At 46.0% G+C, this 23,717-nt stretch carries 22 protein-coding genes, 1 tRNA gene and 1 pseudogene; 11 read left to right on the top strand and 13 right to left on the bottom strand.

What is annotated here, in order from left to right; all coding sequences use genetic code 11:
* Positions 1-15 precede the first annotated feature (15 nt).
* The 3 genes from JQC93_RS09515 to JQC93_RS09505 are packed head-to-tail and all read right to left on the bottom strand — an operon-like array spanning position 16 to position 3,810.
* Positions 16-822, bottom strand: a complete 807-nt coding sequence (locus JQC93_RS09515) for an alpha/beta fold hydrolase (RefSeq protein WP_205158211.1) — start codon at positions 820-822, stop codon at positions 16-18.
* Positions 809-2,506: a 2-succinyl-5-enolpyruvyl-6-hydroxy-3-cyclohexene-1-carboxylic-acid synthase gene (gene menD, locus JQC93_RS09510; protein ID WP_205158210.1), complete on the bottom strand. Its 1,698-nt coding sequence runs from the start codon at positions 2,504-2,506 to the stop codon at positions 809-811. The genes JQC93_RS09515 and menD overlap by 14 nt, the downstream gene beginning before the upstream one ends.
* Positions 2,506-3,810 carry an isochorismate synthase gene (locus JQC93_RS09505; protein WP_205158209.1) on the bottom strand — a complete coding sequence of 435 codons (1,305 nt, stop codon included), beginning with the start codon at positions 3,808-3,810 and terminating at the stop codon, positions 2,506-2,508. Before JQC93_RS09505 ends, menD begins: the two co-directional genes overlap by 1 nt.
* 228 nt (positions 3,811-4,038) lie before the next feature.
* Between JQC93_RS09505 and JQC93_RS09500 the strand changes: the two genes are divergently transcribed.
* The 3 genes from JQC93_RS09500 to JQC93_RS09490 are packed head-to-tail and all read left to right on the top strand — an operon-like array spanning position 4,039 to position 7,277.
* On the top strand, positions 4,039-5,253 hold the full coding sequence (locus JQC93_RS09500; RefSeq protein WP_205158208.1) for a pyridoxal phosphate-dependent aminotransferase: 1,215 nt from the start codon (positions 4,039-4,041) through the stop codon (positions 5,251-5,253).
* Between the two features lie 53 nt (positions 5,254-5,306).
* Complete coding sequence (gene yfbR / locus JQC93_RS09495; RefSeq protein ID WP_205158207.1) at positions 5,307-5,906, top strand: 5'-deoxynucleotidase; 600 nt, start codon at positions 5,307-5,309, stop codon at positions 5,904-5,906.
* 24 nt (positions 5,907-5,930) lie between these two features.
* Positions 5,931-7,277: an anti-phage deoxyguanosine triphosphatase gene (locus JQC93_RS09490; protein ID WP_236009453.1), complete on the top strand. Its 1,347-nt coding sequence runs from the start codon at positions 5,931-5,933 to the stop codon at positions 7,275-7,277.
* Here the strand turns inward: JQC93_RS09490 and JQC93_RS09485 are convergent.
* A complete protein-coding gene (locus tag JQC93_RS09485) occupies positions 7,274-7,882 on the bottom strand; it encodes a tRNA-uridine aminocarboxypropyltransferase (protein WP_205158206.1) in 609 nt (202 codons plus the stop codon). The genes JQC93_RS09490 and JQC93_RS09485 overlap by 4 nt on opposite strands.
* Here JQC93_RS09485 and rrtA point away from each other — a divergent pair.
* The gene (rrtA, locus tag JQC93_RS09480) at positions 7,862-8,422 is read left to right on the top strand and encodes a rhombosortase (RefSeq protein WP_236009451.1); all 561 of its coding nucleotides are present in this window, start codon (positions 7,862-7,864) and stop codon (positions 8,420-8,422) included. The genes JQC93_RS09485 and rrtA overlap by 21 nt on opposite strands.
* Before the next feature lie 54 nt (positions 8,423-8,476).
* Here the strand turns inward: rrtA and JQC93_RS09475 are convergent, their stop codons facing one another.
* Together JQC93_RS09475 and JQC93_RS09470 are read right to left on the bottom strand one after the other, a co-directional pair.
* Positions 8,477-9,304, bottom strand: coding sequence for a CheR family methyltransferase (locus JQC93_RS09475; RefSeq protein WP_205158205.1), 828 nt, complete (start codon positions 9,302-9,304; stop codon positions 8,477-8,479).
* A gap of 12 nt (positions 9,305-9,316) precedes the next feature.
* Positions 9,317-10,246 (bottom strand): chemotaxis protein CheV, encoded by a 930-nt coding sequence (locus tag JQC93_RS09470; RefSeq protein WP_205158204.1) that lies wholly within the window; start codon positions 10,244-10,246, stop codon positions 9,317-9,319.
* Between the two features lie 125 nt (positions 10,247-10,371).
* On the opposite strand from JQC93_RS09470, the gene flgA reads away from it, so the two are divergent.
* The 3 genes from flgA to JQC93_RS09455 all read left to right on the top strand — a co-directional run bounded on the left by flgA (position 10,372) and on the right by JQC93_RS09455 (position 11,948).
* The gene (gene flgA / locus JQC93_RS09465) at positions 10,372-11,094 is read left to right on the top strand and encodes a flagellar basal body P-ring formation chaperone FlgA (RefSeq protein WP_205158203.1); all 723 of its coding nucleotides are present in this window, start codon (positions 10,372-10,374) and stop codon (positions 11,092-11,094) included.
* Positions 11,095-11,183: 89 nt separating this feature from the next.
* Positions 11,184-11,492, top strand: coding sequence for a flagellar biosynthesis anti-sigma factor FlgM (gene flgM / locus JQC93_RS09460; RefSeq protein WP_205158202.1), 309 nt, complete (start codon positions 11,184-11,186; stop codon positions 11,490-11,492).
* A 30-nt stretch (positions 11,493-11,522) separates the two neighbouring features.
* On the top strand, positions 11,523-11,948 hold the full coding sequence (locus JQC93_RS09455) for a flagella synthesis protein FlgN (protein WP_205158201.1): 426 nt from the start codon (positions 11,523-11,525) through the stop codon (positions 11,946-11,948).
* A gap of 5 nt (positions 11,949-11,953) precedes the next feature.
* Here JQC93_RS09455 and JQC93_RS09450 read toward each other — a convergent pair.
* Positions 11,954-13,138, bottom strand: a pseudogene (locus tag JQC93_RS09450) (benzoate/H(+) symporter BenE family transporter); the annotation flags it as partial.
* Positions 13,139-13,226: 88 nt separating this feature from the next.
* Here JQC93_RS09450 and JQC93_RS09445 point away from each other — a divergent pair.
* The gene (locus JQC93_RS09445; protein ID WP_205158199.1) at positions 13,227-13,769 is read left to right on the top strand and encodes a helix-turn-helix domain-containing protein; all 543 of its coding nucleotides are present in this window, start codon (positions 13,227-13,229) and stop codon (positions 13,767-13,769) included.
* Between the two features lie 29 nt (positions 13,770-13,798).
* Here JQC93_RS09445 and JQC93_RS09440 read toward each other — a convergent pair whose 3' ends face one another.
* The 5 genes from JQC93_RS09440 to JQC93_RS09420 form a co-directional block, all read right to left on the bottom strand.
* A complete protein-coding gene (locus JQC93_RS09440; RefSeq protein ID WP_205158198.1) occupies positions 13,799-15,367 on the bottom strand; it encodes a M48 family metalloprotease in 1,569 nt (522 codons plus the stop codon).
* A complete protein-coding gene (locus tag JQC93_RS09435; RefSeq protein ID WP_205158197.1) occupies positions 15,361-15,732 on the bottom strand; it encodes a hypothetical protein in 372 nt (123 codons plus the stop codon). Before JQC93_RS09435 ends, JQC93_RS09440 begins: the two co-directional genes overlap by 7 nt.
* Positions 15,729-17,339, bottom strand: a complete 1,611-nt coding sequence (locus JQC93_RS09430) for a CHASE2 domain-containing protein (protein WP_328834513.1) — start codon at positions 17,337-17,339, stop codon at positions 15,729-15,731. The genes JQC93_RS09435 and JQC93_RS09430 overlap by 4 nt, the downstream gene beginning before the upstream one ends.
* A gap of 292 nt (positions 17,340-17,631) precedes the next feature.
* Complete coding sequence (locus JQC93_RS09425) at positions 17,632-18,063, bottom strand: LPP20 family lipoprotein (RefSeq protein WP_084886044.1); 432 nt, start codon at positions 18,061-18,063, stop codon at positions 17,632-17,634.
* A gap of 38 nt (positions 18,064-18,101) precedes the next feature.
* Positions 18,102-18,743: a FlgO family outer membrane protein gene (locus tag JQC93_RS09420; protein ID WP_205158451.1), complete on the bottom strand. Its 642-nt coding sequence runs from the start codon at positions 18,741-18,743 to the stop codon at positions 18,102-18,104.
* A 176-nt stretch (positions 18,744-18,919) separates the two neighbouring features.
* Here JQC93_RS09420 and JQC93_RS09415 point away from each other — a divergent pair, with 176 nt between their 5' ends.
* Positions 18,920-20,053, top strand: coding sequence for a flagellar assembly protein FlgT (locus JQC93_RS09415; protein ID WP_205158195.1), 1,134 nt, complete (start codon positions 18,920-18,922; stop codon positions 20,051-20,053).
* Between the two features lie 182 nt (positions 20,054-20,235).
* Here JQC93_RS09415 and JQC93_RS09410 read toward each other — a convergent pair whose 3' ends face one another.
* On the bottom strand, positions 20,236-21,258 hold the full coding sequence (locus JQC93_RS09410) for an HD-GYP domain-containing protein (RefSeq protein WP_205158194.1): 1,023 nt from the start codon (positions 21,256-21,258) through the stop codon (positions 20,236-20,238).
* Positions 21,259-21,645: 387 nt separating this feature from the next.
* On the opposite strand from JQC93_RS09410, the gene JQC93_RS09405 reads away from it, so the two are divergent.
* Together JQC93_RS09405 and JQC93_RS09400 are read left to right on the top strand one after the other, a co-directional pair.
* Positions 21,646-23,253, top strand: a complete 1,608-nt coding sequence (locus tag JQC93_RS09405) for a methyl-accepting chemotaxis protein (RefSeq protein ID WP_205158193.1) — start codon at positions 21,646-21,648, stop codon at positions 23,251-23,253.
* A 215-nt stretch (positions 23,254-23,468) separates the two neighbouring features.
* Positions 23,469-23,544, top strand: a tRNA-Arg gene (locus JQC93_RS09400).
* Positions 23,545-23,717: the final 173 nt, after the last annotated feature.

The following is a 23,717-nucleotide window of genomic DNA, read 5'->3' as shown; positions in this document are numbered from 1 at the left end:
TGTTAACCTTTTGTTCTATATCCACTGCGCAAGGGTGTTTGCGACAAATCGCGGGTTGTCTTTATGCGTATTATGTCCCGCGTTGGGCACGACTGTTGTAGGGATGCCCGAGTGTGTGTACAGCGTTCTAAACTTATTATCTTTTTCGCCCACGATAAGCTGTAATGGTGTATCGCAAGCAAGTAATTTGGGTAGCAAATAAGGTTGTTTGCCCAAACTTGTGGCTTCGAGCATCACTGCAACTGAGGACAGTCGGTTTCGTTTTCTTTGCGCAATTAGCATTTGGCGTTGCTGCTCGCTTACGTCCGAAAACACCGGCTGTTGATACCATAAACTTAATGCTGTCTCTGCGCTCATTGTGTCAAAACGCTGCGCCCAAAGGTTGTCATGTTTACGGCGATCAGTTCTCAATTGATCATTTTCAAGACCAAAGCTTCCCCCTTCAATCACCAGGGTTTTCAGCTCTGGAAATTGCAGGTAGTGATGGGTCAGCGCGAACATTAATACTCGTGCACCCAAAGAGTAGCCCACCAACACTAAGTTGCTCACACCTAATTGAATGATTGATTGGCAACAAGAACGCAGCTGCTCACCAATAGTGTCAAACGTGATGGCAACATCGCATCCAACCTCTGCAACAGAGGCGGCACCTGCACCATGAGCAGGTAGATCAACGCCAAAACATCGTGCATCAGTCAAACCACTAAGTTGTTCAACCACACCATTCCAGTCTAGATGATCGCCCAACAACCCATGCACAAACAACACGGCCGTGTGATTGTCAGATTGTTGACGAAAGCTGGGGTACTCAATTAGATTCATGCAGTGTTTGTGCCAGAGTATTTTTAAGCGTTGCGATATGTTGCTTTGCTTGCCCTGGTTCGACCATAGCCTCGATGAGCAAAGCGCCACTACCCGTGTCGAGATGCTGCTCTATACGCGCCAACAAAGATTGCACCGTTTTTGGCTTCGCGTAGTCCAAACCAAACATTTTCGCCGCCATATTAAACTGTAAGCCGTGTGGCATTTGATACAGTTTCTCTCGATGAACAGGATCCACCGGTAGCATATCAAATATTGCGCCACCGTCATTGTTGACCACCACAATCACCGAAGGCGTAGAGACAGAAGATAACCGAGCCAATGAATTCAGATCATACAGCATCGAGGTATCGCCAACGACGGTCACCATAGGCCGAGCTCGCAGCTGAGCGACGCCGCTGGCTGTGGCAACCAGTCCATCTATCCCGCTGGCTCCTCGGTTAGAATATACTTCGATATCGTTTAGCCTGCTGTACATATCCATTAGCCTTACAATCAGGCTGTTACCAACAAATAGATCCCAGTGGGGCGAAAGCTGGCTAAGCGCGTGTGCAAGGCCCACTTCATTGATTGATTGCTGTGTTTGGCTGTGAGTGTCTAGAGCCAATAACAATTGGGCCGCAGCGTGTTTTTCTAGCAAATACTCACTCAGCGAGGTCGTTTGATAGGATTGAAGATCAATCCAGTCCCCTATATCTGAATGATGCTGAGTGGCACTGAGTCTATTTGGATCGCACCGTCGCCAGTCTGAGGTCACGACATGATAGTCGAACGACGCGTTAAGCTGATGCTGCTCCACCAACCATTGATTAAGCCTCTTAGATACTACCCGTGCGCCAAACTGCACCACTTGCATGACGTTAGAAAATGCTCTTTCTCGGCACAAGGGTAACCATACGTCATAACCAGAAAATTCGCTCGACACTCCACTTTGTATATCACACAGCACAGGCCAACCTAACCGCTGAGCAAACTGTTTGGCTTTTTGAGCGTCCTTGAGCGAAAGGCTGCCGATGATCACTAAACCTTGCGGCTTTAGCGAGATCGCGTCAGGGCTTTGGTTTCTTGGCGCTCGGCTAACTGTTTCTATGGGTGGAAGTTCGAAAAAGAGTGCATCCACATCAGCCTCGTCGTCCACATAAAGTGGCTCTCTAAACGGGCAGTTGAGATGAATCGCTCCACCTTTGTTTTGCTGTTTCAGCAACGCTTCTCGCACAGGATGAATTAAAGTTTGAGATAAAGCATCGATTGTCGGACACGGCAGATCCACCGCCTCTGTCACATGACTTGAGAACAGTCCTTGCTGAACAATTGCTTGGTTGGCACCGATGCCTATTAGCTCGGGCGGGCGATCAGCGGTTAAAATTACCAGCTTTTCACCAGTCAAGTTTGCTTCCGCAACCGCTGGAAGCAAATTAGCCACCGCTGTACCTGAGGTCACAACAATGGCAATAGGTGCTTGATGAACTTTTGCCATACCGAGTGCCATAAAGCCTAAACCGCGCTCATCAAAATGCGTATGCACGTCGATGGAGTCGATTGCTTGAGCTTCTAACGTTAAGGGTGTCGAGCGAGAGCCTGGTGCAATACAAGCGTGGCGAACTCCAAACTGCTCAAGCAGGCGAAACAGCTGCCGTGCCCAAACTCGATTCACCGCAGCTTGAGAGTAGCTTGTAGAATTCATTACGACGCCACTTCCAACGAGCTAGATTCGACCATTAAACTTAACAGTGTGGACATTTTTTTATCCAGTTCATGCCATTCGTGCTCAGGGTTCGAGCCCGTAACAATGCCAGCGCCGGTAAACAGTTTCACTTTGCCTGCAATAAATATAGCAGAGCGGATTGCAACGCTAAACTCGGCGTGCTGTTGACTGATGTATCCCACCGAACCGCTGTACCAACCTCTAAAGAAATGCTCATTATCGGCAATAAATTGCATCGCAAGCTGTCTCGGCAACCCAGCGACTGCAGCAGTAGGTTGCAAGGCGTCCAAAATCACAAATTTTGGCACGTCGGCATTAAGCCTTGCCTCTATGTGTCGCCTTAGATGTTGAACGCGTCGTAATTTTAGCAGTTTGGCTTCTTGCGCAATGGTGACTTTTTGGCAATAAGGTGCCAATCGTTGGGCGATATCGTCGACCACCAACTGGTTCTCGTTGAGGTTCTTTTCGTCGTTCATCAACCAGTGTGCCAACTCCATATCTTGACTAGCACTATCGCCGCGGCCAATAGTTCCAGCCAGCGCTTCCGTTTCTATATCCAGACCATTTCGGCGATACAAGCATTCTGGGCTTGCACCGATAAACTGTTGGTTGGCATCGACCGAAAGCAAAAAATGATAGCTATAAGGGTTGTTAATTAGGCTGGTTTTCAGCAGTTGATACGCCGAAATATCGTCAGCAAGTTTTACATTGGTTTCCCGAGCCAGAACGACTTTTTGCAGCTCGGTTTGCTTAATATCATCCAACGCTTTTTCCACTGTGGAATGCCACTGAACTTTATTTGGGGTATGTTCAAGCGATTGAACATGGGTAGACAGCGTCTTTAATGGCTTAAAATCAAATTTGAGCTGGCGTAAAGCATGGATCGTTAACGTCGGATCATTAGCCACGTTAACCGACAAAAACCACTGGTTTTCTCGACGGATTAACTCAATTTGCGGCATGAAGTAAAACGATTTAAGGCAACGATTGCGCTGAGGACTATCGTATTCGAAAGCTCTACCACCCCAAATACGTTGCGACGGCTGCAAGACCAAATAGGCGGGTGCGAGCTCGATAAAGGTTGCGACTTGCCCCAGAGCGATGACTTCTTCTACACCACTGCGCGACTGCCAATAAAACTGCGGATAAATAACTTGGCTCGATAACCAATCCACAGGATGAAACTTAAGTGCAGGCAAAGCCACTTCAAGACGTGTCTTTGCTGGCGTCGTCGGTTCGATCTTTGCGATCAACTCGTTCACGTAGTTTTCTAGGTGCGCCAAACCAACCTCTAGTTATGGAAAGCCAAATTAGTGTTTGGGATAAAGTGGACTAACTCTATGGTGTGCAGGCAGTGAGATCAAGCCTCGACTATTGGAAATGAGGGCTTTTACTCACAGCCGGACAGTTTTACGTCAATTATCAGAGTTAACTAGCAGATTTTTATACTAAATAACCAGTTTTTAGTGTAGCTTAAAATCCATAGTCATTAGAAATAACGGGGTCTTACGATGGAAAATATCGCAATGTCGTCGAAGCTCGATAATGTGTGCTACGACATACGCGGTCCAGTACTTAAACATGCTAAGCGCATGGAAGAGGAAGGGCACAAAATACTTAAGCTGAATATTGGTAACCCCGCCCCATTCGGTTTTGATACACCGGACGAAATCTTAGTCGATGTATTGCGCAATTTACCCACCTCACAGGGGTATTGCGATTCAAAAGGAATTTACCCTGCTCGCAAGGCGGTGGTGCAATACTATCAGCGAAAGGGGATCATGAGCCTAGACGTCGAAGACGTATACATGGGCAATGGTGTGTCCGAGCTTATATTGATGGCAATGCAAGCGCTGCTAAATAACGGTGATGAATTGCTAGTACCTGCGCCAGACTACCCTCTGTGGACAGCTTCTGTCTCACTGTCCGGCGGTACGCCAGTGCATTATCTGTGTGACGAATCGTCAGATTGGTATCCAGATCTTGATGACATCAAGAAAAAAATCACCCCAAAAACACGCGGTATTGTCCTTATCAATCCCAACAACCCGACGGGTGCGGTTTACAGTCGTGACTTTTTGCAGCAAGTGATCGAAATTGCCAGACAACATGGGCTGATCATCTTCGCGGACGAAATCTACGAAAAAATCCTTTACGATGGCGCCACACACACCTCGATTGCGACCCTTACCGACGACGTGGTCTGTGTCACTTTCAATGGCTTGTCAAAAGCCTACCGAATCTGTGGTTTCCGCAGTGGCTGGATGTTTGTGACCGGCCCCGCTCATCTCACTGCCGGTTATCGAGATGGCCTGGATATGCTTGCCTCAATGCGTTTGTGCGCCAATGTACCGATGCAGCACGCGGTGCAAACTGCACTAGGTGGTTACCAGAGCATCAATGAGCTGATTTTGCCCGGTGGCCGACTGCTGGAGCAACGCGACAAAGCCTATGAGATGATCACCTCTATTCCAGGGGTCAGTTGTGTGAAACCCAAAGGTGCGCTGTACTTATTCCCTAAACTGGATCAAAAGAAATTCAATATTCAAAATGATCAGCAAATGGTTTTAGACTTTTTGCAGCAAGAGAAAGTACTGCTGGTACAAGGCTCAGGATTTAACTGGCCAAAACCGGACCATTTTAGAATCGTCTTTCTTCCGCATATAGAAGATCTTGAGATGGCCATTGGCCGGCTTGAGCGATTCTTGTCGACTTATCGTCAGTAATACGTCTACGCCGCTGCATCTATCGGTGCAGCGGCCCAAATAGGAGAACGTGCATGAGCCAACAATCTACCCCCAAAAGCCACTTCTTCGCCCACCTTGCTCGCATGAAACTGATCCAGCGCTGGCCGCTAATGCGCTCTATCACCGCAGAAAACATTTCAGAGCACAGTTTACAAGTTGCCTTTGTCGCGCACGCATTGGCTGTCATCAAAAACAAGAAGTTTGATGGGCAAGTTAATCCCGAAAAAGCGGCGCTTATAGGAATGTATCACGACACCAGCGAGGTGCTTACTGGCGATCTGCCAACACCCATTAAGTATTTTAATCCCGACATTGCGAACGAATACAAGAAAATCGAGCGCGCCGCTGAGCAAAAGCTCCTCGGTATGCTGCCTGAAGAGTTTCGTGACGATTTTGCTCCCTTTTTAGTTGAGGCAGAGTCTCATTGCGATGAGTCTGTTATTGTTAAACAGGCCGACTCCATCTGCGCCTATTTGAAATGTTTAGAAGAGCTCGCGGCTGGTAATCACGAATACACCTTGGCAAAACGACGTTTAGAAGCGACATTAGACAAAAGACGCTCACCCGAGATGGATTATTTCTTAGAGGTGTTCGCGCCAAGCTTCGAACTTAACCTCGATGAAATAAGTTAACATTACGCGGCACAAGGAGTGCTTATGCAGCCTACGGACATGCAAAAATCTAAGCTATTTCAAGATCAACTGGCATGGACGCAACGCCAAAATCAAGAGCAGAAAACACGACAAAATGATCACCGTGACCCATACCAACGGGATCGCGCTCGTGTATTGCACTCAGCCGCTTTTCGACGCTTACAAGCAAAAACTCAAGTTCATGGTGCGGGCAGCCACGACTTTCATCGAACCCGATTAACGCACTCTTTAGAGGCGGCGCAAATAGGCTCTGGTATTTTAGCCCAGCTGCAATCCAAACACCCCGAGCATGCTCAGTGGCTAACCTCAGACAGTCTAATTGAAGCGCTTTGCTTAGCCCACGATATTGGCCATCCCCCATTTGGACATGGGGGTGAAATAGCGTTGAACTATATGATGCGCCATCACGGTGGGTTTGAAGGTAATGCGCAGACGTTTCGCATTGTGAATCACCTTGAGCCTTATACCAAATCTAACGGTATGAACTTATCTCGGCGCAGCGTCCTTGGTCTGGTGAAATACCCAAGCTTATTAAACGAGGTGCAAAAGCAGCAACCAACTAAGGAAATCGACAATCCTCGTCAGCTCAAAGCCGCAGACTGGGCACCTGCGAAAGGGATCTACGATTGTGACCACCTTGATTGGGAGTGGGTTTTAGAGCCTCTATCAAACAGCGATCAAACGCGCATTAGCCAACGCCTTCCAGCACCAGGGCCCGCGGCACACAGTAAAACTCGTTTTAAATCACTAGACTGCTCGATTATGGAACTGGCGGACGACATTGCCTACGGCGTACACGATCTAGAAGATGCGATTGTCCTTGGTAAAGTCCATAAGCACCAATGGATGGAAAGTGGTGCCAGCCGGCTAGCGGAATGTGGCGATCCATGGTTTGAACAAAACATAGGTCAATTGAGTGAGCAGCTATTTTCTGGTGAACATTACCTTAGAAAAGACGCCATTGGAGGGATCGTCAACGCACTATTAACCAGTGCCTACATTGTCGAACAACCAGAGTTTGATCATCCACTGCTTAGGCTAAACGCAAAGTTGAGCGAGCCACTGATGAATGCATTGACGGTGTTTAAACAATTTGTGAGTCAATTTGTGATTCAGGTTCCTGAGGTGCAAATTATTGAGTATCGTGGTCAGCAAATCTTGCTGGAGCTTTCCGAAGCGTTAATTACCGATCCAGAACGCCTATTACCGGACGCAACACGTATGCGTTGGCAGTTGGTTTCGCATCACAGCGCTGGCGACGGGATGAGAGTGATTTGCGACTACATCTCTGCTATGACCGACGGCTACGCACAAAAACTGCACTCGCAGCTGTTTTCTTCCTCTTACTAATTGCGGTAGTTGCGCGCTTTGACCTCATCAGGTATGCGCGCCATTTGACGCTCAATCATCTGGTCAAAGACGTTATGTAACTGCTGGCTGGCCTGTTGATTGTCTTCAGCAATCGCTAGTAGCGCGGCAATAGACTCAACCGTCGACAGCGCGTTGTCGGATGGCGCTTTTCGCAAGCGGTAATTGCCTTTTAGGGATTCGGGTAAATGGTACTGTGGCAACTCATGTAGAGTCTGAGTCAACTGCCACATTTTATAGGCTTTGCGCCAAGTCCCATCAATAATTATCATCGCGTCTAGAGGCTGCTGTGCGCCACTGCTCATCGTATCGATAAGACCTGACCCTTCGGTCGGGAAGAGAACACCAATCTTGCCCTTGTAGTGCTCAAGGAGCTGAGTGAGGTGAGGATCCAAGCTAAAATCTTCCCCTACCAAAATGTCGCAAAATTGCAAATTTTGCTTAGCAATTATCGCTGTAGAAAGCGGGCGTTTGACTTCATCTGGGTGTTGCAGGATGATGATCTTAATGCGGTGCGATTGCCGCATACTTTGCTGACAAATACACAAATACTGGGTCTTACCACATTGTTCACAATATCGGGACATCGCGCTCTTTACTTACTGTTACTCGTTGTGACATTGCTGCTTGCCCTTATACAGGCCATGCACCTAGAGCCCCTATTAGTCTGGGACAGATTGGCTATTAGCAACGGAGAATACTGGCGAATAGTAACAGGCAATTGGCTGCACACCAATTGGAATCACTTCTTTATGAATGCGGCAGGCTTTGTATTTATTGCACTCATCTTTACCCCACCCGCTCGCACCTACCTAATTGCTACATTGACTCTGACCCCACTGGTTGGTTTTTGTTTGATCAACAGTGATTATCAGCAATACGCGGGGCTGTCGGGTGTTTTGCATGGGTTATTTGGATGGTTTGCTCTCAGAGAAGCGCTTAATGGACGGCGAAGTAGTTGGTTGCTTGTTGGCGGACTGGTGTTAAAAGTAGGATACGAAACGCTATTTAACCCCGAGTCACCAACGCAAACGTTGATTGACGCACCAATAGCGTTTGAAGCGCATTTGTACGGCGCTCTTTTGGGTCTCACTATCGCGCTAATTAGGGACCAGACTCGACTCTGACCCCATAAACGAAAAACCCTGCATTAGCAGGGTTTTCAGTATTTGGCTATGAGCTTATTTAAGCTTGTAGATAATACCCGGATTGCAGCGCACCATCTCAAACCTATCTGTAAGGCCAGTCAAAGACTCAGAAGCGCCAAGCAACAAGTAGCCCCCAGGGTTAAGACTGTTGGCAATTTGATTGAGCACTTTTGATTTCATCTCTGGTGAGAAGTAAATCAGTACATTTCGACAAAATACCACGTCAAACTTGCCCAAAAGGGTATAGTTTTCCATAAGATTTTGTTGGCGGAATGAAACGATCCGTTTTACCGAATCCTTTATTTTCATTCGTCCGCCTTCTGCGGGTTCAAAAAAAGCACGCTTTCGCTCAGGCGACAAACCTCGTCCTAGGGCAAGGTTGTCATAAACGCCAGCTTTACACTGTTCAAGCATGCTGCTTGAGATGTCGGTACCTATAATCGACACATTAGGTAAAAATCCAGGACGCTTTGCTTGTATCTCGGAAACCGTCATTGCCATAGAGTACGGCTCTTGGCCTGACGAACTGGCAGCCGACCAAATTTTGATTGGTCGTTTTCTTTCTGCAAGTTCAGGTAATATACGTTCAGCCAATACCGTATAAGGATAACCGTCCCGGAACCATAAAGTTTCGTTGGTGGTCATCGCATCTACTGCTGCTAATCGCAACTCACGGTTGCGGCCTGTGATCACCTCTTTAAGAAGGGCATCTAGAGAGGCTGATCCAAACTTATTGACGAGTGGACTCAATCGGCTTCGAACTAAATATTGCTTACTGTCACCTAAGACAATGCCACATTGTGCTTCTAGAAAGCGGCAAAACTCTCGATAACCTTGTTCGTTTATGGTGATTACACTCATCGACTACCTATATTATATAACTGCGTTCTTCACTGCTGCACCCAACTCTTCTGGGTTGAACTTAGCAATAAATTCGTTTGCTCCGACGCGCTCAACCATCGCTTGGTTAAACACACCGCTTAGTGATGTGTGTAGGATAACATGTAAATCTTTCAGTGCGGGATTTCGACGAATTTCTGCGGTGAGCGTGTATCCATCCATCTCTGGCATCTCAATATCGGAAATAACCAGCGATATTTGATCGTAGATACTACCTTGCTCCGCCATTTCTTCCAGCTTGTCGCGGGCTTCACGTCCATCTTTTACCGCAACGGCTTCAAAGCCTAAAGCTTCAATAGCACGCTGCACTTGCTTTCTCGCAACCGTAGAGTCATCGGCAATCAGAATACGGCGCACAATTTCTTTTTCACTGGCTTGTTCTTGCTGCGTTATTTCTTCGGCAATTCTCGAGTCCATCTCTTCGGCTGGTGGTGAGATTTCGGCCAAGATTTTCTCTACATCCAAGATCTCGACAAGTTCATTGTCAATGTTGGTCACGGCCGTTAAGTAGTTCGCCTTACCTGCACCTTGTGGAGGTGGCAAGATTGACTCCCAATGCATGTTGATGATTCGCTCAACCGAGCTGACCAAGAAACCTTGAGTGGTACGGTTGAACTCAGAGATCACCACAAAACATTTTTCGATGTCTTGCGTTGGTCGCCCACCAATAGCTTTACTCAGATCGATAACCGAAATCGTATTACCACGGATGTGTGCAACCCCTTTAACGAGAGGGTGCAAATTTGGCATCGAGGTGAGTTTTGGGCATTGCAGAACTTCTTTCACCTTAAATACGTTGATGCCGTACCTCTGGCGTCCCATCAATCTAAATGTCAGCAATTCTAGGCGGTTTTGTCCCACTAATTGTGTGCGCTGATTCACCGAATCTAAAATACCCGTCATTGGCTCCTCTCCATGTCAATAATTTCCATGCGGTTCATGGTAGTCTTGTGGGGAATCCACTTTGCCCTAAATATTTAACGTATTATATACTGTAAACATGAGCGATTTCTACGATAATATGACGTATGACCTATCAAAATAGAAAAGTGACTTCCATCGTTACCAAGCTTATCGGCACTGTCACGCTTGTCTTTAGTCTTTTTTGTGCCGCCCAAACAGATAATGTTGCATTAAGTGACACAGAGCGTGTTCAGCAGGCTGCGGAAGAGTACGCTCGCACAGTTGTTACCGTTCCCGATTTTGGCGACATCGTTTTAGAAGCGGCTCATATAGACTCGAGGCTCAAAGTGAGTACATGCGACAGTGGGTATGATCTCAGTACCTCTGGTTCGGCTAAATCCAGCGGAGTCACGGTGTTAGTCAAATGCCCGGAAGAAGGCTGGCAAGTCTATGTGCCAGTGCGCTCAACCATTACCGTTCCTTTAGTAATAACAAAGCTGCCGATTGCTCGTGGGCAGCTTATTACCGCCAATGATTTGGCCATTGAGTCCATTGAACAACGAGCTTATCGTCGACAAGGGTTCTATTCATTTGAGGCCATTGTAGGTTCAAAATCCAAGCGAGCGCTGCGAGTTGGTCAAGTGATTGAACGTAAAGATGTGTGCGCAGTGTGTCGAGGCGATACGGTAGTCATTAATGCCAATATGGGAGAAATGACGATTACTACGCGAGGAGAAGCGATGCGTGATGGTTCGGTAGGTGAGCAAGTAAAGGTGAAAAATAGTAAATCTCAACGTATAATTGACGCTACGGTAAGCGGCGTCGGTGAAGTGACGGTGCGGTTTTAAAAAAAGATCCGTAATAGTGCTAAAGAACCTCCTCAACTGGTCGATATGGCTAGTACTGACACTATTTACGTAACCAAAAGGGGTATGTTATGCCCGGTATAGACCAAATCAGAGCTGGACAGACCTATTCGACAGCCCGTAACTCAAAAGCGGAATCGAGCGGTCAAACCACGAACACTGCCAAAAGCGAAAGCACAGTTCGTTCAGATTCCGTATCTGTGAGCGACCAAGGTAGAGCCATTAATCAAATGCAGCAACAGATGGCTGCTGAGCCTACCTTTGATGCTGCAAAAGTGGCGTCTATTAAAGAAGCCATTGCGAACGGATCATACGTTGTCGACGCAGAACAACTGGCGACTAATATTTTAAAGTTTGAACAAGAGCTGACTGATATTTAACCGCCCATTAGTCAGTCAATTTGAGAGAAAATGGCTGCTTTAAACGATTTGCTGGAGTTTCAGGTTAAAAATACCCGTGACCTCCTAGAAGTTTTACAACTCGAACTACACGCGATCACCGCTAGAAACTCTGCGGAGATTGAGTCGATCGCGCAAAAAAAATCCCAACTGGTTACACAAATCCAGACTACCGATCAGCGTATTGCCGCACACCCAGATCTCGAACAGTTATCACAATCTGACGCATTTGATGCCCAAGTCTCTACCGTTCGAAACATTATGCAAGAGTGTCAAACTCTTAACCAACTTAACGGTGAGGCATTGCAACGTGCTAATGTCAGCTACACAAAGTTGAACAATTTGTTGCAGCAAAGCCACGGAAAAATTGGCATGACCTACAATTCTGGCGGATTAACTCACACCTCCTCCACGTTAGGGACGAAAGTCAAAGCTTAATCCAATTACGGCTTGGTTTGTGGATGCTGCTCGCGAATGCGCATTACTCGCCAATATACAAAGCCAAACACTAATCCCCACAATGTCGAACTGATTCCTAGCAAAGTAATGCCAGATAACGTCACTAAAAACGTAATTAGCGCTGACTCTTGATTGCCCTCGATGCTAAAAGCAGATTGCAGACACATCAGTAATGTCCCTAACAAGGCAAATCCGGCCAAGATTTTTGAGACTTCACTCGGCAGCGAAAGAAAAAGTGCCACAACACTAGTAGCAAATACCCCAGCCAATAAATAAAACACCCCTGCCCACATAGCAGCTCGATACCGTTGCGTCCGATCGGAATCAACGTCTTTGTTCATGCAGATCGCCGCCGAAATAGCAGCCAAGTTGACGCTAAATGCGCCCAACGGGGCAAATAATAGGTTAAATAGCCCTGTCCCAAGCAAAATCGAACTGACCGGAACATCGTAGTTATGGCTTTTTAACATCGCGATGCCTGGAAGGTTTTGCGACAACATGGTGACTAAGTACAAAGGCAATGCAATGTTGATGATCGCAGCGATATTCCATTGAGGGGCGATCCAATCGGGCTGAGCCATATCAAAAGTACTGGGCAACAGGGCCTCTTGGCTGCTGATTAACGTCGCTAGAACACCGACGACCAGCACCACCAACATTGTGTATCGTGGAGCCAGTTTTTTTGTGATGATATACGCGAGAAACATCACAACAAATAGCACAGGAGTACTCGATAAAGTACCAAAGGCCGCTAAGCAAATAGGCAGCACAATGGCAGCTAACATTGCGCTCGCAAGGGAAGCCGGTACCGCTTTGATGAGGTTGTTCAAAGGCTTAATCAACCCGGTAAGCACAATCAACAAGCCCGACACCATAAATGCGCCAATAATGCTTTGTAGATCATAAAAATAACTGCCACTGGCCAAAATAGCCGCTCCCGGTGTTGACCAAGCGGTAAGTATTGGCGTTTTAAGAAACCACGAAAAAGTCATCGAGGTTATTCCCATCACTACGCCTAACGCAAGCAACCAGCTTTCAATTTGACTTGGGGTGGCCCCCAGTGTCGTGGCGGCTTGAATGACGATAACCACAGAGCTGGTATAACCAACCAAAACAGCAGTAAATCCTGCAGTAATATGACTCACATTAAACAGCTTATTCATCCATGATTGCCTTAATGTTTATGGTAAACTTGTTGTGCGTTATTACGCACCAACAATAGCACCGTGCGCTTTAGCGCACAAGCAAGGACGTTCAATGAAAGATGCCAAATTTAAGGCTGAGATATCCAACCAGCTGAAAAATCTTAGAAAAAAGCGTGGATTAAGTTTGGATGCCACAGCACAGCTTACCGGTGTATCCAAAGCGATGCTGGGCCAAATAGAACGTAGAGAATCAAGTCCTACGATCGCTACGCTATGGAAAATCAGCAGCGGCCTAGACAGTTCGTTTTCCGCTTTTTTTAGCAACGACCCGCAATTGCAGCAAAGTGAAAAAACCTTTCCTAGCGATGCACATATGCAGGTAAATACGCTATTTCCTTTTCAATCAGACACCAATATAGAAGTATTTGAAATTACCCTAACCCACCAACACCAACAACTGTCATCGCCGCATCAGGTTGGGGTAATTGAGCATGTACATGTCATAAGTGGCAAGCTCAAGCTAATGTTTAATGACACTTGGCATACGCTCACCGAAGGGGAAAGTATTCGGTTTTTTGCAGACCAGCCGCACGGTTATGAGGCTGTCACGCAGAGTGTCATTTTCCATAATATTGTCAGCTATCCAAAGGGGTAGCTGACAATATTCCTTGAATACAAATCGATTCAATCAAACAAAGAAAACACAGCATTGATATTATCCAACGCTTGTTCTACTTCGTCCTTCGGTGGTGGTAGTTCATAGCCTGCTTGGTTATAGCATTGCGCGACAATGTTTTCGGCATCCACATTTATACACTCTGCTAATAAGCGTTCAGCTTCAGCGTGATTGCCTTGCGCATTCTGTAAAGCAATCAGCTCGGGATAAAATACATCCTTATCCCCAATCGCGGCAATGCCCTGTTGCAATACCTTTTGTGCCTGCAAAAAGTGTTGGTTCACTCTGTAAATTTGGGCAGAAGTTTGGAAAGCTTGCACCGAGAGATTTTGCCAACTAGCAATAAAGTCTAGATTTTGTACGGCCTTATCAGACTCACTTTGACTGTCTCGAACCATAGAGAAAACGTATCTGGTGTAACTGTCCTTTGCCGAAGGCTGAGCAATGCTCAGGCGGGCAAACTTTTCAGCGGTATTAAGATCGGCATTTAGTAGCGCATCAAGCGCCATCTCAGCTTCAAAATAACGCTCGAACAGGGGCGTTGCCTCCTTAAACTGATCAAGTTCGGTGGTGCGATACGACCTTCGACGTTCTTCTCGATATTCGCGTTTTAAGTATTCGGCTATCGCCGTCATGCGTGCGCGTTCGTCAGGATGATTAACTGAATTGTCATTTAAAAAACTGGCAACGGCTTGGTTAGCTATCAAATACCCAACTTGACCCAGTTCACTTTTTTGTAAGTTACCTCCATTGTTTGCAATAACGTCGACAAAGCCACTGAAGTCATCTTGCTTAGCCTGCAACTGTTGCTCGGTGTGCACTCGCGCCGATTCTAGCCTTTCCAAAGAGACCTTTGCGACTGCTGGGCTGTAGCCTGCTGCTGTCATTAAATCGATGGCCAATAAGTCTGCTTCTGCTTCATCGTCTCGACTCAGTGACGAGTTAATAACGTCTCGGCTCAATCGATTTATCGCAAGCCCCGACAAGTAGGCTTTAGTAATGTTGCTTTGACTTTGCTGACTTAGGGTTTGCGTGAATTGACCGGTCTCTTTTTGATAACGCACATCTCTAAATTTGTTCACCATGATCCCCACATTCACCGCACTGTTTACAGACGCGGCTTGTTTTTGAAAATAGAGATTCGTTTGGTGGTGTGCTAGCAATATGTGTGACAACTCGTGCGCCAACAGATAGGCCAACTCATCGACGGACTCTGCGTCATATATTGCTCCAGTTGATAATACGATGTCAGTCGGAGAGGATGCAGCGTAATAAGAGCCGTCAATGGTTACGGTGACCTTTGGCGTCTCTCCTTGGTACATTGGTACCGATGTCATTAGCTTTTCGACAATACTGGACAGATAAATGTCAACTGACTGCTCTGCCATTAAGTGCTTATCCGGCGCAATACGCATTGTGGCGCTATTAGTCGGCGACTCGGTAATGATCCGCGAGCTGACTTGATCGAAATAACGACCTTGCTGAGGGACTTCGACTGTTTTGACATTATTGGTATTGCACGACGCCAATACCAAACAGGACACGAGCCAACCGATGTAACTTTTCTTAACTAACATGGTTCCCCTACTCCCATCATACTATTTGTCGTTTTATCTTTGGGTTGAGAGACCTCATTGGAGTCTACTGACTCACCTTCTAAGGCGCAGGTTTTCGATGCCTTTGCCTGCTCATTAAGCGTCACCTCAGAGGTGTGGATCCAATAAGAGGTGCTTTGATAAACCACTTCCACGGTATTATTCAGCGGATCATACCCCTTCACATTCATCGGCGTTTCTAACTGCTCTTTGGCAACGTCGATGCAGTTATCCTCTATGTCGCATAACTCAATTTCATTGAGTAGAAAGTCTGTGATCTGCGGCTGTGCATAGCTCAACGAAGCCATCAACATCAAGAGAATGAATGGTGTAAGGTGTTTTTTCATGGTTGATTCCTCTTTAATCGGGCAGATGTCGCCTTGTTCGTTAATCTGCACACAAAATGAATGAAGCTAGCTTGTAAACCAAACCTGTCCGATTGATGTGCAAGTTGCCTAACCACCATTCTCAGTCGAAGATCATTGATTAAGATGGACATAAAGGCCGGAATTGAAAATAGAAAGATCAGCGGAAGGGTGTACCAATTCGCAATGCCAAAGGCATAAATAGACTCTGAAATAAAGATAGAAATACCCATCAGCACGAGCGGCACCACAAACATAGGCATGTATCGCAAATTGTCCTTTCTTTTCAGCTCAAGGTATTTGTGCTGCTGTTTGAGAAATCGACAATATTGAGTATCAGACACAATCTGTTCTGTGTTTTCAGCTTGCATTCTGTTTAGTGCAACGACCCACTCTTTGACGGTACTAAACTTGAGCTGTTTTTCTCTCACATAAAGTACAATGATGATGCAGCCAACATTAACCAATAGCTCGATCAGATCGTTAATATCTAGACCAAAAACCACATCTTCAATGGGCATGTGCCAATATCTGTTATCCAACTGAATCAAGTTGTCTAACGCCATGGCGTGTCGAAAAACACCGGGTAAACTGCCATGTAATGGTGTTGCGGCGATGTCGAGTCCGTTACCCAGAAAATAACCCACTAACACAATTCGATGACTTAGCTTTGCTTCGAGTTGCGACTGACTCAACCTTGTACTGTATAAGTCTGAGGCTTTGATGTATTCAATCGGTGGCGTTGTAACCCTAAATAATTTGTCGAACTCAGGCTCACTGTATAAGCCTTGCAAAACCAATAGCTTGCCTATTTCTAAAGCCCTTTCTAGCGGCTGACGCTCACTGGCATCGTCTGGATAAGAGTGACTCCAACGGATCAACATTGGAGCGGGTATGTCGTCTGGTTTGGTGGTCGATTGGCACAAGCTATGTGTGCTGTTTGAGTGCAGCTTTTGATTGAGATGGCAATGAATCGAGAAAAGCGACCACGCCGGTGATTGAGATAAGTTGGGGACGTGGTTCTCATTTGATTGCGAAACATGCTCCTCTAGCACCAGGGGATAATAATCACCGTATCCACTCCATACAACACTACCAAATGGCGACGCATAATCGGAAAGTTGTTGCCGTTCAAGAATGGCATAGGTCGACTCAAACAGTGTATTGCGGATGGGGAATTTAGCTGGAAATCGAATGGGTTCCGTAAAGACTTGAGTGTCATAGTGGCTATTGCTGGACAGCACGACGGGAAAGTTTTGCCGCTGGTACTCTTTGGTCAGCCGATCAAGGTTTTTTGAATGCTCTTCATGGATTAAGAAGTCGTAAAAAACAGATTCAGGAGCAAATGACGCGAGCGTTTTATGAAGGTTTCTTAACGTAGTAAAACTGAGTGGATAGCCGTCTCTTTTTTTGACAAAGTTTTCGTCCAGCAATACCACGCTCACTACACTGCCTGCCTTCGGATAAAAAGGGCTAAGAAATGCATTGATGTTATCTTGATATTGCTGCTCGGCCGCATCTTGGATCCCTAAAGGGTTCAACAAAAAGATCGCCGTTACGAGTATGGCTGGCGCGCTAAACGCAAACACCAACCAAATTTTACTGAGCCAAAGCACACTTCCCCACTACGATTTATTCAATCCACATAAACCGCTGAGTATAGGAAAGAAAATCGGTGCGAAAGCAAAAATCAATCTTTTGAATGGAGAGTAAAACCTGTCGTCATTCCTTCGCTTAGCAAATAAAATTTCGCTACCACTTTGTGGTTAATCCCACACTCACGTAAAGGACTTACTGTAGCGCGAAAACTTATCTATCAAAAATAAAAAACCATTGTTTTTTCCAGCAATGGTTTTCTCAAAGAGCTTAAACTATCAAGCCTTAAAATAAGGTTTGTTGACGCTTCGCCGGCACATGTTGCACTTCACCGTAGTCGCGCAGCATGTCCATTTTGTTGATGTCTAGACGAAGTTCAGTAACGTAACTATCGCCAACGGTGTAAGTTCTCACGACTTCAGCGCCGCGAACAACACCATCAACAGCACCAAAGGTCTCTTCATCGTACAAACGTTGATTCTGCACATCCGAACGACCGGATATACGCATACCGTAAATTTGCTCAGCCAACTCGCGATACGCATCTAACTTGGACGCGCGCATAGCTTTAATCTGCTTTTCTTGGCTATCACGACCGCTTTGGTCAGTAATACTCGAATAACCGACTGCGGTTAATACTTCACCTTGACGAGTAGCGTTTAACGGTTGGCACCCAACCAGTACTAAAGCCACTAGGCAAAAAATCCAATTTCTCATCTCGATCTCCTACAGACTCTCTCAATCTGTGTGTCCTGCTATGGACGTAACACGACAGTATATGGGTTAGTGTACTTAGGGTCAGTGCGAATAAGCACTCCGTCTTGCTGACGTACACTGTTCATCGTATCTAGGTCGCGGCCAATGCGATCTGAAGGTAAGAAGCCTTGGGCTGACGCTACAACTACGTGAGACTTCATGCCTACAAGTCGAGCATTCACCATAACGCCACCTTCTTGACGTAGCATTGTGCCGGTCAGAATGTATTGAACTTCGTGGCTGTCTTGTAGCTCTTTCAAATCGCGGCTCAGCGCAAAGTCGCCATGTTGCGTGACTTTGATTGATCCAGTTGTTTTGTAATCAACAATTCGAAACCCACGGCGTTGCAACTGATGTATAAAACTCTCTGATACAGTGTTGCCCAACCAACTCGCACTGCCCATGTCCTGAAGGTCTACAAAAGACGCAACAGCAACGGGCGTACGTTGAGACACTGCCGTATTCGATGTGACTAATTCTTCAGTCATCGATTCGACGAAAAAGTCTAAGGTGTGTTTTGGGTTATCCATCAACATAAAGCGTGAGCCTTGATAAGGCGTTTTACCGTTGTATATTGGCGAATAGCCACACCCAACGACTAAAATCGGTAACAGCAATACCATCCACTTCTTTACTGCCATCCATTTATTCATGTCCATCTCTCTCCACTGGAACGGTTCCTAATTCGACATTGGAACAATCTTTGCTTTTAAATTTGTGCGTCAAATAAAAAGCTCTGTTTTTACGCTCTGGTGATTATCATTTTTGCCGATGCTAGAAACTTAGCAATAACCATACCAAAACGGATTTAGAGATCATGAAGAGAGCATTATTGTTCCTTGTTCACCTTATAACGCTAGTTACTGCACCGATAGTGCAAGCCGAATGGTTTGAAGTCGAAGGCAGCGCAACCGTTGTGGCGTCTGACAGTACAGCCCGATATCACGCATTGAACGATGCGATTTATCAAGCGATGGCCTTTGCGGGAGCAGATATAGGGACCATCAGCTTGCTGACCGAATTTTTGGAAGTTGACCGGGAACAATATCAATTCACTAACCACGAAATTCGGTTTATTGAGGTGGTGGATGAGCGAACTCGAAACGGCAAAAAAACGCTGCGTGTTCGCCTCGATATCTACCCATCGGCAAATGGTTGCCAAGTGGGGCAATACAAAAAGACGTTTCTGGTCGGCAATTTTGATATCGAAAGCCCACAGCAAGCCGTGATGGGACAAATTTACTCATTGGGTGACGATTTTAGCCGTGTCCTCGACAGGCAAATTGACCACCAGTCACTCAGCTTTTTGTCGGTTGGCACCACCAACTACCCATTAAGTAAAAACAATCCGTCAATGGTCACCATGGTAGCTCAGGATTATGCGGCTCAATACTTAATTTCTGGAAAAATCACCGACCTCACCGCCACCATAGAAAGCAGCTTTCTCTCGTCTGATGTGATTAATCGTCAATTTGCCGCAGATGTAAGTATTTTGGATGGCAAAACCGGTCACGAAGTGTTTCGCAAAAACTACCGCGAAATTGCGCGCTGGCCCTTTGCTAAAACCAGTTTAGTGGATACGGCGAGCGGCCGCTTTTGGAGCTCTACTTACGGAGAAATGCTGCTGCGCGTTAGTCGCGACATCATGCTCGACTTAGAGTCGGAGTTATCGTGCAAAATAACTCTACCTCAAGTGACCAAGGTTTATGGTGACACTGTGACAATAGATCTAGGGCGAATACATGGAGTGCAAGTAGATGATGAGCTGTCACTTTGGCATACAGGAGCATTCATTGATCAAGCGGGCAATCCTCGCAACAAAGTAACCGCGAGTAATATTACGCTGAAAGTCTCTCGAGTTTACGACCAAGAAGCCGAACTTAAGGTGATGCAACCCGAGTTGGCAACCAGCATCCAGTTAGGCGATGTGATGCACAAAGCAGTTCACTAGCCGCTTACACTCTGCACTGAGCGTTGCAGATAGTTAAAACGTTATCGTTTAGCAATCTGACATACCAAAAAAAGTTGGGTGCGGCGATACCTTGCCACACCCAACATCGATTATATAAACCAAATAATTCAACGGACAATGTCCGTTAACGCACTCGATGTAGACTGAACAGTGTGCCCGAATTAGTCCGCAAATTTTTGCATAATCTCCAGGACCTGAGGTCTAAGCTTAAGAAACATTTCAGCCAATACAGGGTCAAAATGTTCACCTTTTTCCTTTTCAATAAGGCTGAATGCCTCATCTGCCGTCCACGCTTTTTTATACGAACGCGTTGAGGTAAGAGCATCGAATACATCAGCTATTGCCGATATACGACCAATCAGTGGGATCTCTTCGCCCACCAAGCCTTGCGGATAACCTTTTCCATTGTATTTTTCGTGATGGGTTTGCGCCACTGTCTTGGCCATATCCAACAGCTCAGAGTTACTGTCGCCATCTAAAATATCTACGCCTATCGTTACGTGGGTCATCATTACCGACCACTCTTCATTGGTCAGCTTACCCTCTTTCAGTAATATGCCATCAGGTATACCAATTTTGCCGATGTCGTGCATGGGAGCGGCTTCTCTGAGAAGATCGGCTTCTTTTTCGCTCATACCACTTTCAATCGCTAGCAGGTGGCAGTAGCTGGCCATTCTAAGGACATGCATCCCTGTTTCGTTGTCTTTGTATTCAGCAGCTCGCCCCAAACGTTTAATCATCTCAAGTTTACCTTGATTGATCTCGTCTGTTTGCAGTTTTACTTGAACCTCAAGTTCGCGATTTTGATTGGCCAAAGCAAGATGTGTGGCCACCCTTTGCATTGCCACTAGTGGTGTTATTGGTTTGGTAATGTAATCCACAGCCCCTAATTGCAACCCTCGGATCTCATCTTCGGCCGAAATTTTCGCAGTCACAAAGATGACGGGTATATGTGAGGTATTTGGCTGACTTTTTAAGGCTTCACACACTTCATAACCATCCATCTCTGGCATCATTATGTCTAGTAATATCAAATCAGGCGCTGGCAACATTTGCGCAATTTTGAGTGCTAGTTTGCCGCTATTTGCCGCTTTGATTCGATACTTATCTTTCAGAGCACCGGCCAACACTTCAATATTTTCGGGGGTATCATCGACGATTAACACCGTTAGTTTGTCGTGCATGCAATCTCCAAGTCATACGAATTTTGTGAGTATTACTTTCTAAACGTAGACCAATAATTCTCTAGTCACCTGAAAAAATTAAAGTTTTGGTGAGATTGCGGCGCAAGATCATGTTTGCATGAAAATCCTTCATTACCTCTCATTTCAATCGCTTGTCGTGGATGCTCTGCCAGTCACGGTCAACTGCTAATTTCTGCACACTTCGTGACTTATGTCTCTATTGATCAAGAACACAAAATTTCCTAGTACTTTCGGTTAAAGTGCCCAATTGTAACAAAAAGTAACAAGGCCCAGTGATGTCCATGGTTGACGATTTAATTGAACAGGCGTCAATGCATTCGACGGAACAAAAACTCGACATAAAAATAAAATAGTAGGTATGACTACATGGAACACAAAGAAAGAAAGTTCGGTGAAAACGCTACATTGGTTTCAGTAACCGATTTAGATGGCGTAATCCAATATTGCAATCGCGACTTTATAGAGATTAGTGGGTATTCGGAAGATGAACTGATTGGCGCCAATCACAATATCGTGCGTCATAAAGATATGCCAAAGGCTGCTTTCGAAGATTTGTGGACGACGGTCAAAGCGAATAAACCGTGGAAAGGACTAGTAAAAAACCGCTGCAAAAATGGAGACTTCTATTGGGTTGACGCTTACGTCACGCCCGTTTTTGAAAACGGTAATAAAATTGGTTATCAGTCTATTCGAAGCTGCCCAAACAGAAAGCAGATCACTGACGCTGAGTCTTTATACGCCACATTAAATTCTGATCTACAAAAGAAAATTCCTAAGCCTAATGTTCTTCTGACCTTAAGCTTGGCAGCAAAAACCAATATCATGGTTGGCTTACTGTTTTTGTCGATATTGCTAATGGAGTGGAGCAGTGGTGCACTGTTAAACTTCGACGCTGCTCATATTGCCGCAAATCTCTGGATCGCCGGAATTATGGCCTTGTTGCTCTACGTCATTAATGTCGATGTCATCAAAAGAGTTAACCGGCTCACCAAAATTATCCGACGTATTTCGGCTGGAGATCTGACCGAGAAAATAGAGATTATTAAACAAGACGAAATTGGTGAAACCGTTATGTCTGCTAAGATGCTTCAGGGTAGGCTGAAAGCCGTTATTGGTCGATTTAGCGAATCTTCGCAAGACCTCATTCAGGCAACGAATGTTCTTAGCACCGCGAGCACCACAACCAAAGACAGCATGGATGTGCAGCACGTCGAAACCGAGCTAGTCGCCACAGCGATGAACGAGATGAGCGCAACCGTTAACGAAATCGCGCAAAACACCTCACGCACATCCGAGCTAGCGGCCAGCGCCAATAGCGCGACAGACAGTGGAAAAACCGTGGTGTTATCGACCCGCGACACCATCGTCGAGCTATCGGAAAGCCTTTCAAACATTGCAGCTTCAATTAACGAGTTGGCCAGCGAATGTCAGCAAATCCGAGATATCACCGACTCGATCAGCGGCATATCGGATCAGACTAACCTGTTAGCCCTAAATGCAGCCATTGAAGCTGCGCGCGCAGGCGAGCATGGAAGAGGCTTTGCGGTTGTCGCCGATGAAGTAAGAGGTTTGTCGTCCAGAACCCAGCAATCGACGGTTGAGATTTCCACCATGATCGACAGACTTCAACGCAGAAGTACGCTAGCCGTTGAAGCCGTAGATGCTGGACTGGAAAAAGTGAGTTTTTCTGTCGAGCAGATCCAGCACACCGAGGATGTCTTTACCGATATTGCCAACTCCGTGGCCGACGTCAATGACATGAACATGCAAATCGCCACAGCAGCCGAAGAGCAATCGAGCGTTGCCGAAGAGATGAACCAAAACGTCACCTCAATCAGCACTCACTCCTACAAAACAATGGATAACGTTGGCTCACTAGAAAACGAAATCGCAACACTGACCAAAATGTCTGAGTCACTCAAGCTGCAACTGAATCAATATAACCTCGGAGATACTGTCTCAGTTAGTCGCTAGACTATCACCGCAACAGCGTTGATAAGCTACAGCCTCAACTAGGGGAACTGACCTTTCATTTCGGTGAGTCCCCTACATTTTTCAAAACAACAACTTGGAAAAAATAACACCGCTACGGCCATAACACCTTAGGTTCAAATACCGTATATCCGCTTTAGTATTAGTGAGTTGCACAGATTTCACTTTACGAAACACTGTGTTAGCATACGCTGAGTGTCCCCTTAGTTCATTCGGATAGAACGCGAGCCTCCTAAGCTTGAGAGACAGGTTCGAATCCTGTAGGGGACGCCACTTCAGCATGCTACTCTCTAATATTAAACACGCCCTCTAACCCATCACAGTGCCACAAAATTAGTCTAAAACCGTGGCTTTAAGCGATGTCGATATAATCGGCTAACAGTCGCGATTAAACTTCCACCTTTCCGTTCAATAATTCGTCAACACATTGATCGTGCAATACTTAT

The sequence above is a fragment of the Vibrio ulleungensis genome (genome assembly GCF_016900875.1).
Lineage (GTDB): Bacteria > Pseudomonadota > Gammaproteobacteria > Enterobacterales > Vibrionaceae > Vibrio > Vibrio ulleungensis.
Note: the sequence above shows the minus strand (reverse complement) of the source record. Positions and strands in the feature narration are given on the sequence as shown.

Coding starts and splice junctions, on each gene's coding strand:
- JQC93_RS09515 (WP_205158211.1), bottom strand. CDS start 822: ATGAATCTAATTGAGTACCCCAGCTTTCGTCAACAATCTGACAATCAC.
- menD (WP_205158210.1), bottom strand. CDS start 2,506: ATGAATTCTACAAGCTACTCTCAAGCTGCGGTGAATCGAGTTTGGGCA.
- JQC93_RS09500 (WP_205158208.1), top strand. CDS start 4,039: ATGGAAAATATCGCAATGTCGTCGAAGCTCGATAATGTGTGCTACGAC.
- yfbR (WP_205158207.1), top strand. CDS start 5,307: ATGAGCCAACAATCTACCCCCAAAAGCCACTTCTTCGCCCACCTTGCT.
- JQC93_RS09490 (WP_236009453.1), top strand. CDS start 5,931: ATGCAGCCTACGGACATGCAAAAATCTAAGCTATTTCAAGATCAACTG.
- JQC93_RS09485 (WP_205158206.1), bottom strand. CDS start 7,882: ATGTCCCGATATTGTGAACAATGTGGTAAGACCCAGTATTTGTGTATT.
- JQC93_RS09475 (WP_205158205.1), bottom strand. CDS start 9,304: ATGAGTGTAATCACCATAAACGAACAAGGTTATCGAGAGTTTTGCCGC.
- JQC93_RS09470 (WP_205158204.1), bottom strand. CDS start 10,246: ATGACGGGTATTTTAGATTCGGTGAATCAGCGCACACAATTAGTGGGA.
- flgA (WP_205158203.1), top strand. CDS start 10,372: ATGACCTATCAAAATAGAAAAGTGACTTCCATCGTTACCAAGCTTATC.
- flgM (WP_205158202.1), top strand. CDS start 11,184: ATGCCCGGTATAGACCAAATCAGAGCTGGACAGACCTATTCGACAGCC.
- JQC93_RS09455 (WP_205158201.1), top strand. CDS start 11,523: ATGGCTGCTTTAAACGATTTGCTGGAGTTTCAGGTTAAAAATACCCGT.
- JQC93_RS09445 (WP_205158199.1), top strand. CDS start 13,227: ATGAAAGATGCCAAATTTAAGGCTGAGATATCCAACCAGCTGAAAAAT.
- JQC93_RS09440 (WP_205158198.1), bottom strand. CDS start 15,367: ATGTTAGTTAAGAAAAGTTACATCGGTTGGCTCGTGTCCTGTTTGGTA.
- JQC93_RS09435 (WP_205158197.1), bottom strand. CDS start 15,732: ATGAAAAAACACCTTACACCATTCATTCTCTTGATGTTGATGGCTTCG.
- JQC93_RS09425 (WP_084886044.1), bottom strand. CDS start 18,063: ATGAGAAATTGGATTTTTTGCCTAGTGGCTTTAGTACTGGTTGGGTGC.
- JQC93_RS09420 (WP_205158451.1), bottom strand. CDS start 18,743: ATGGCAGTAAAGAAGTGGATGGTATTGCTGTTACCGATTTTAGTCGTT.
- JQC93_RS09415 (WP_205158195.1), top strand. CDS start 18,920: ATGAAGAGAGCATTATTGTTCCTTGTTCACCTTATAACGCTAGTTACT.
- JQC93_RS09410 (WP_205158194.1), bottom strand. CDS start 21,258: ATGCACGACAAACTAACGGTGTTAATCGTCGATGATACCCCCGAAAAT.
- JQC93_RS09405 (WP_205158193.1), top strand. CDS start 21,646: ATGGAACACAAAGAAAGAAAGTTCGGTGAAAACGCTACATTGGTTTCA.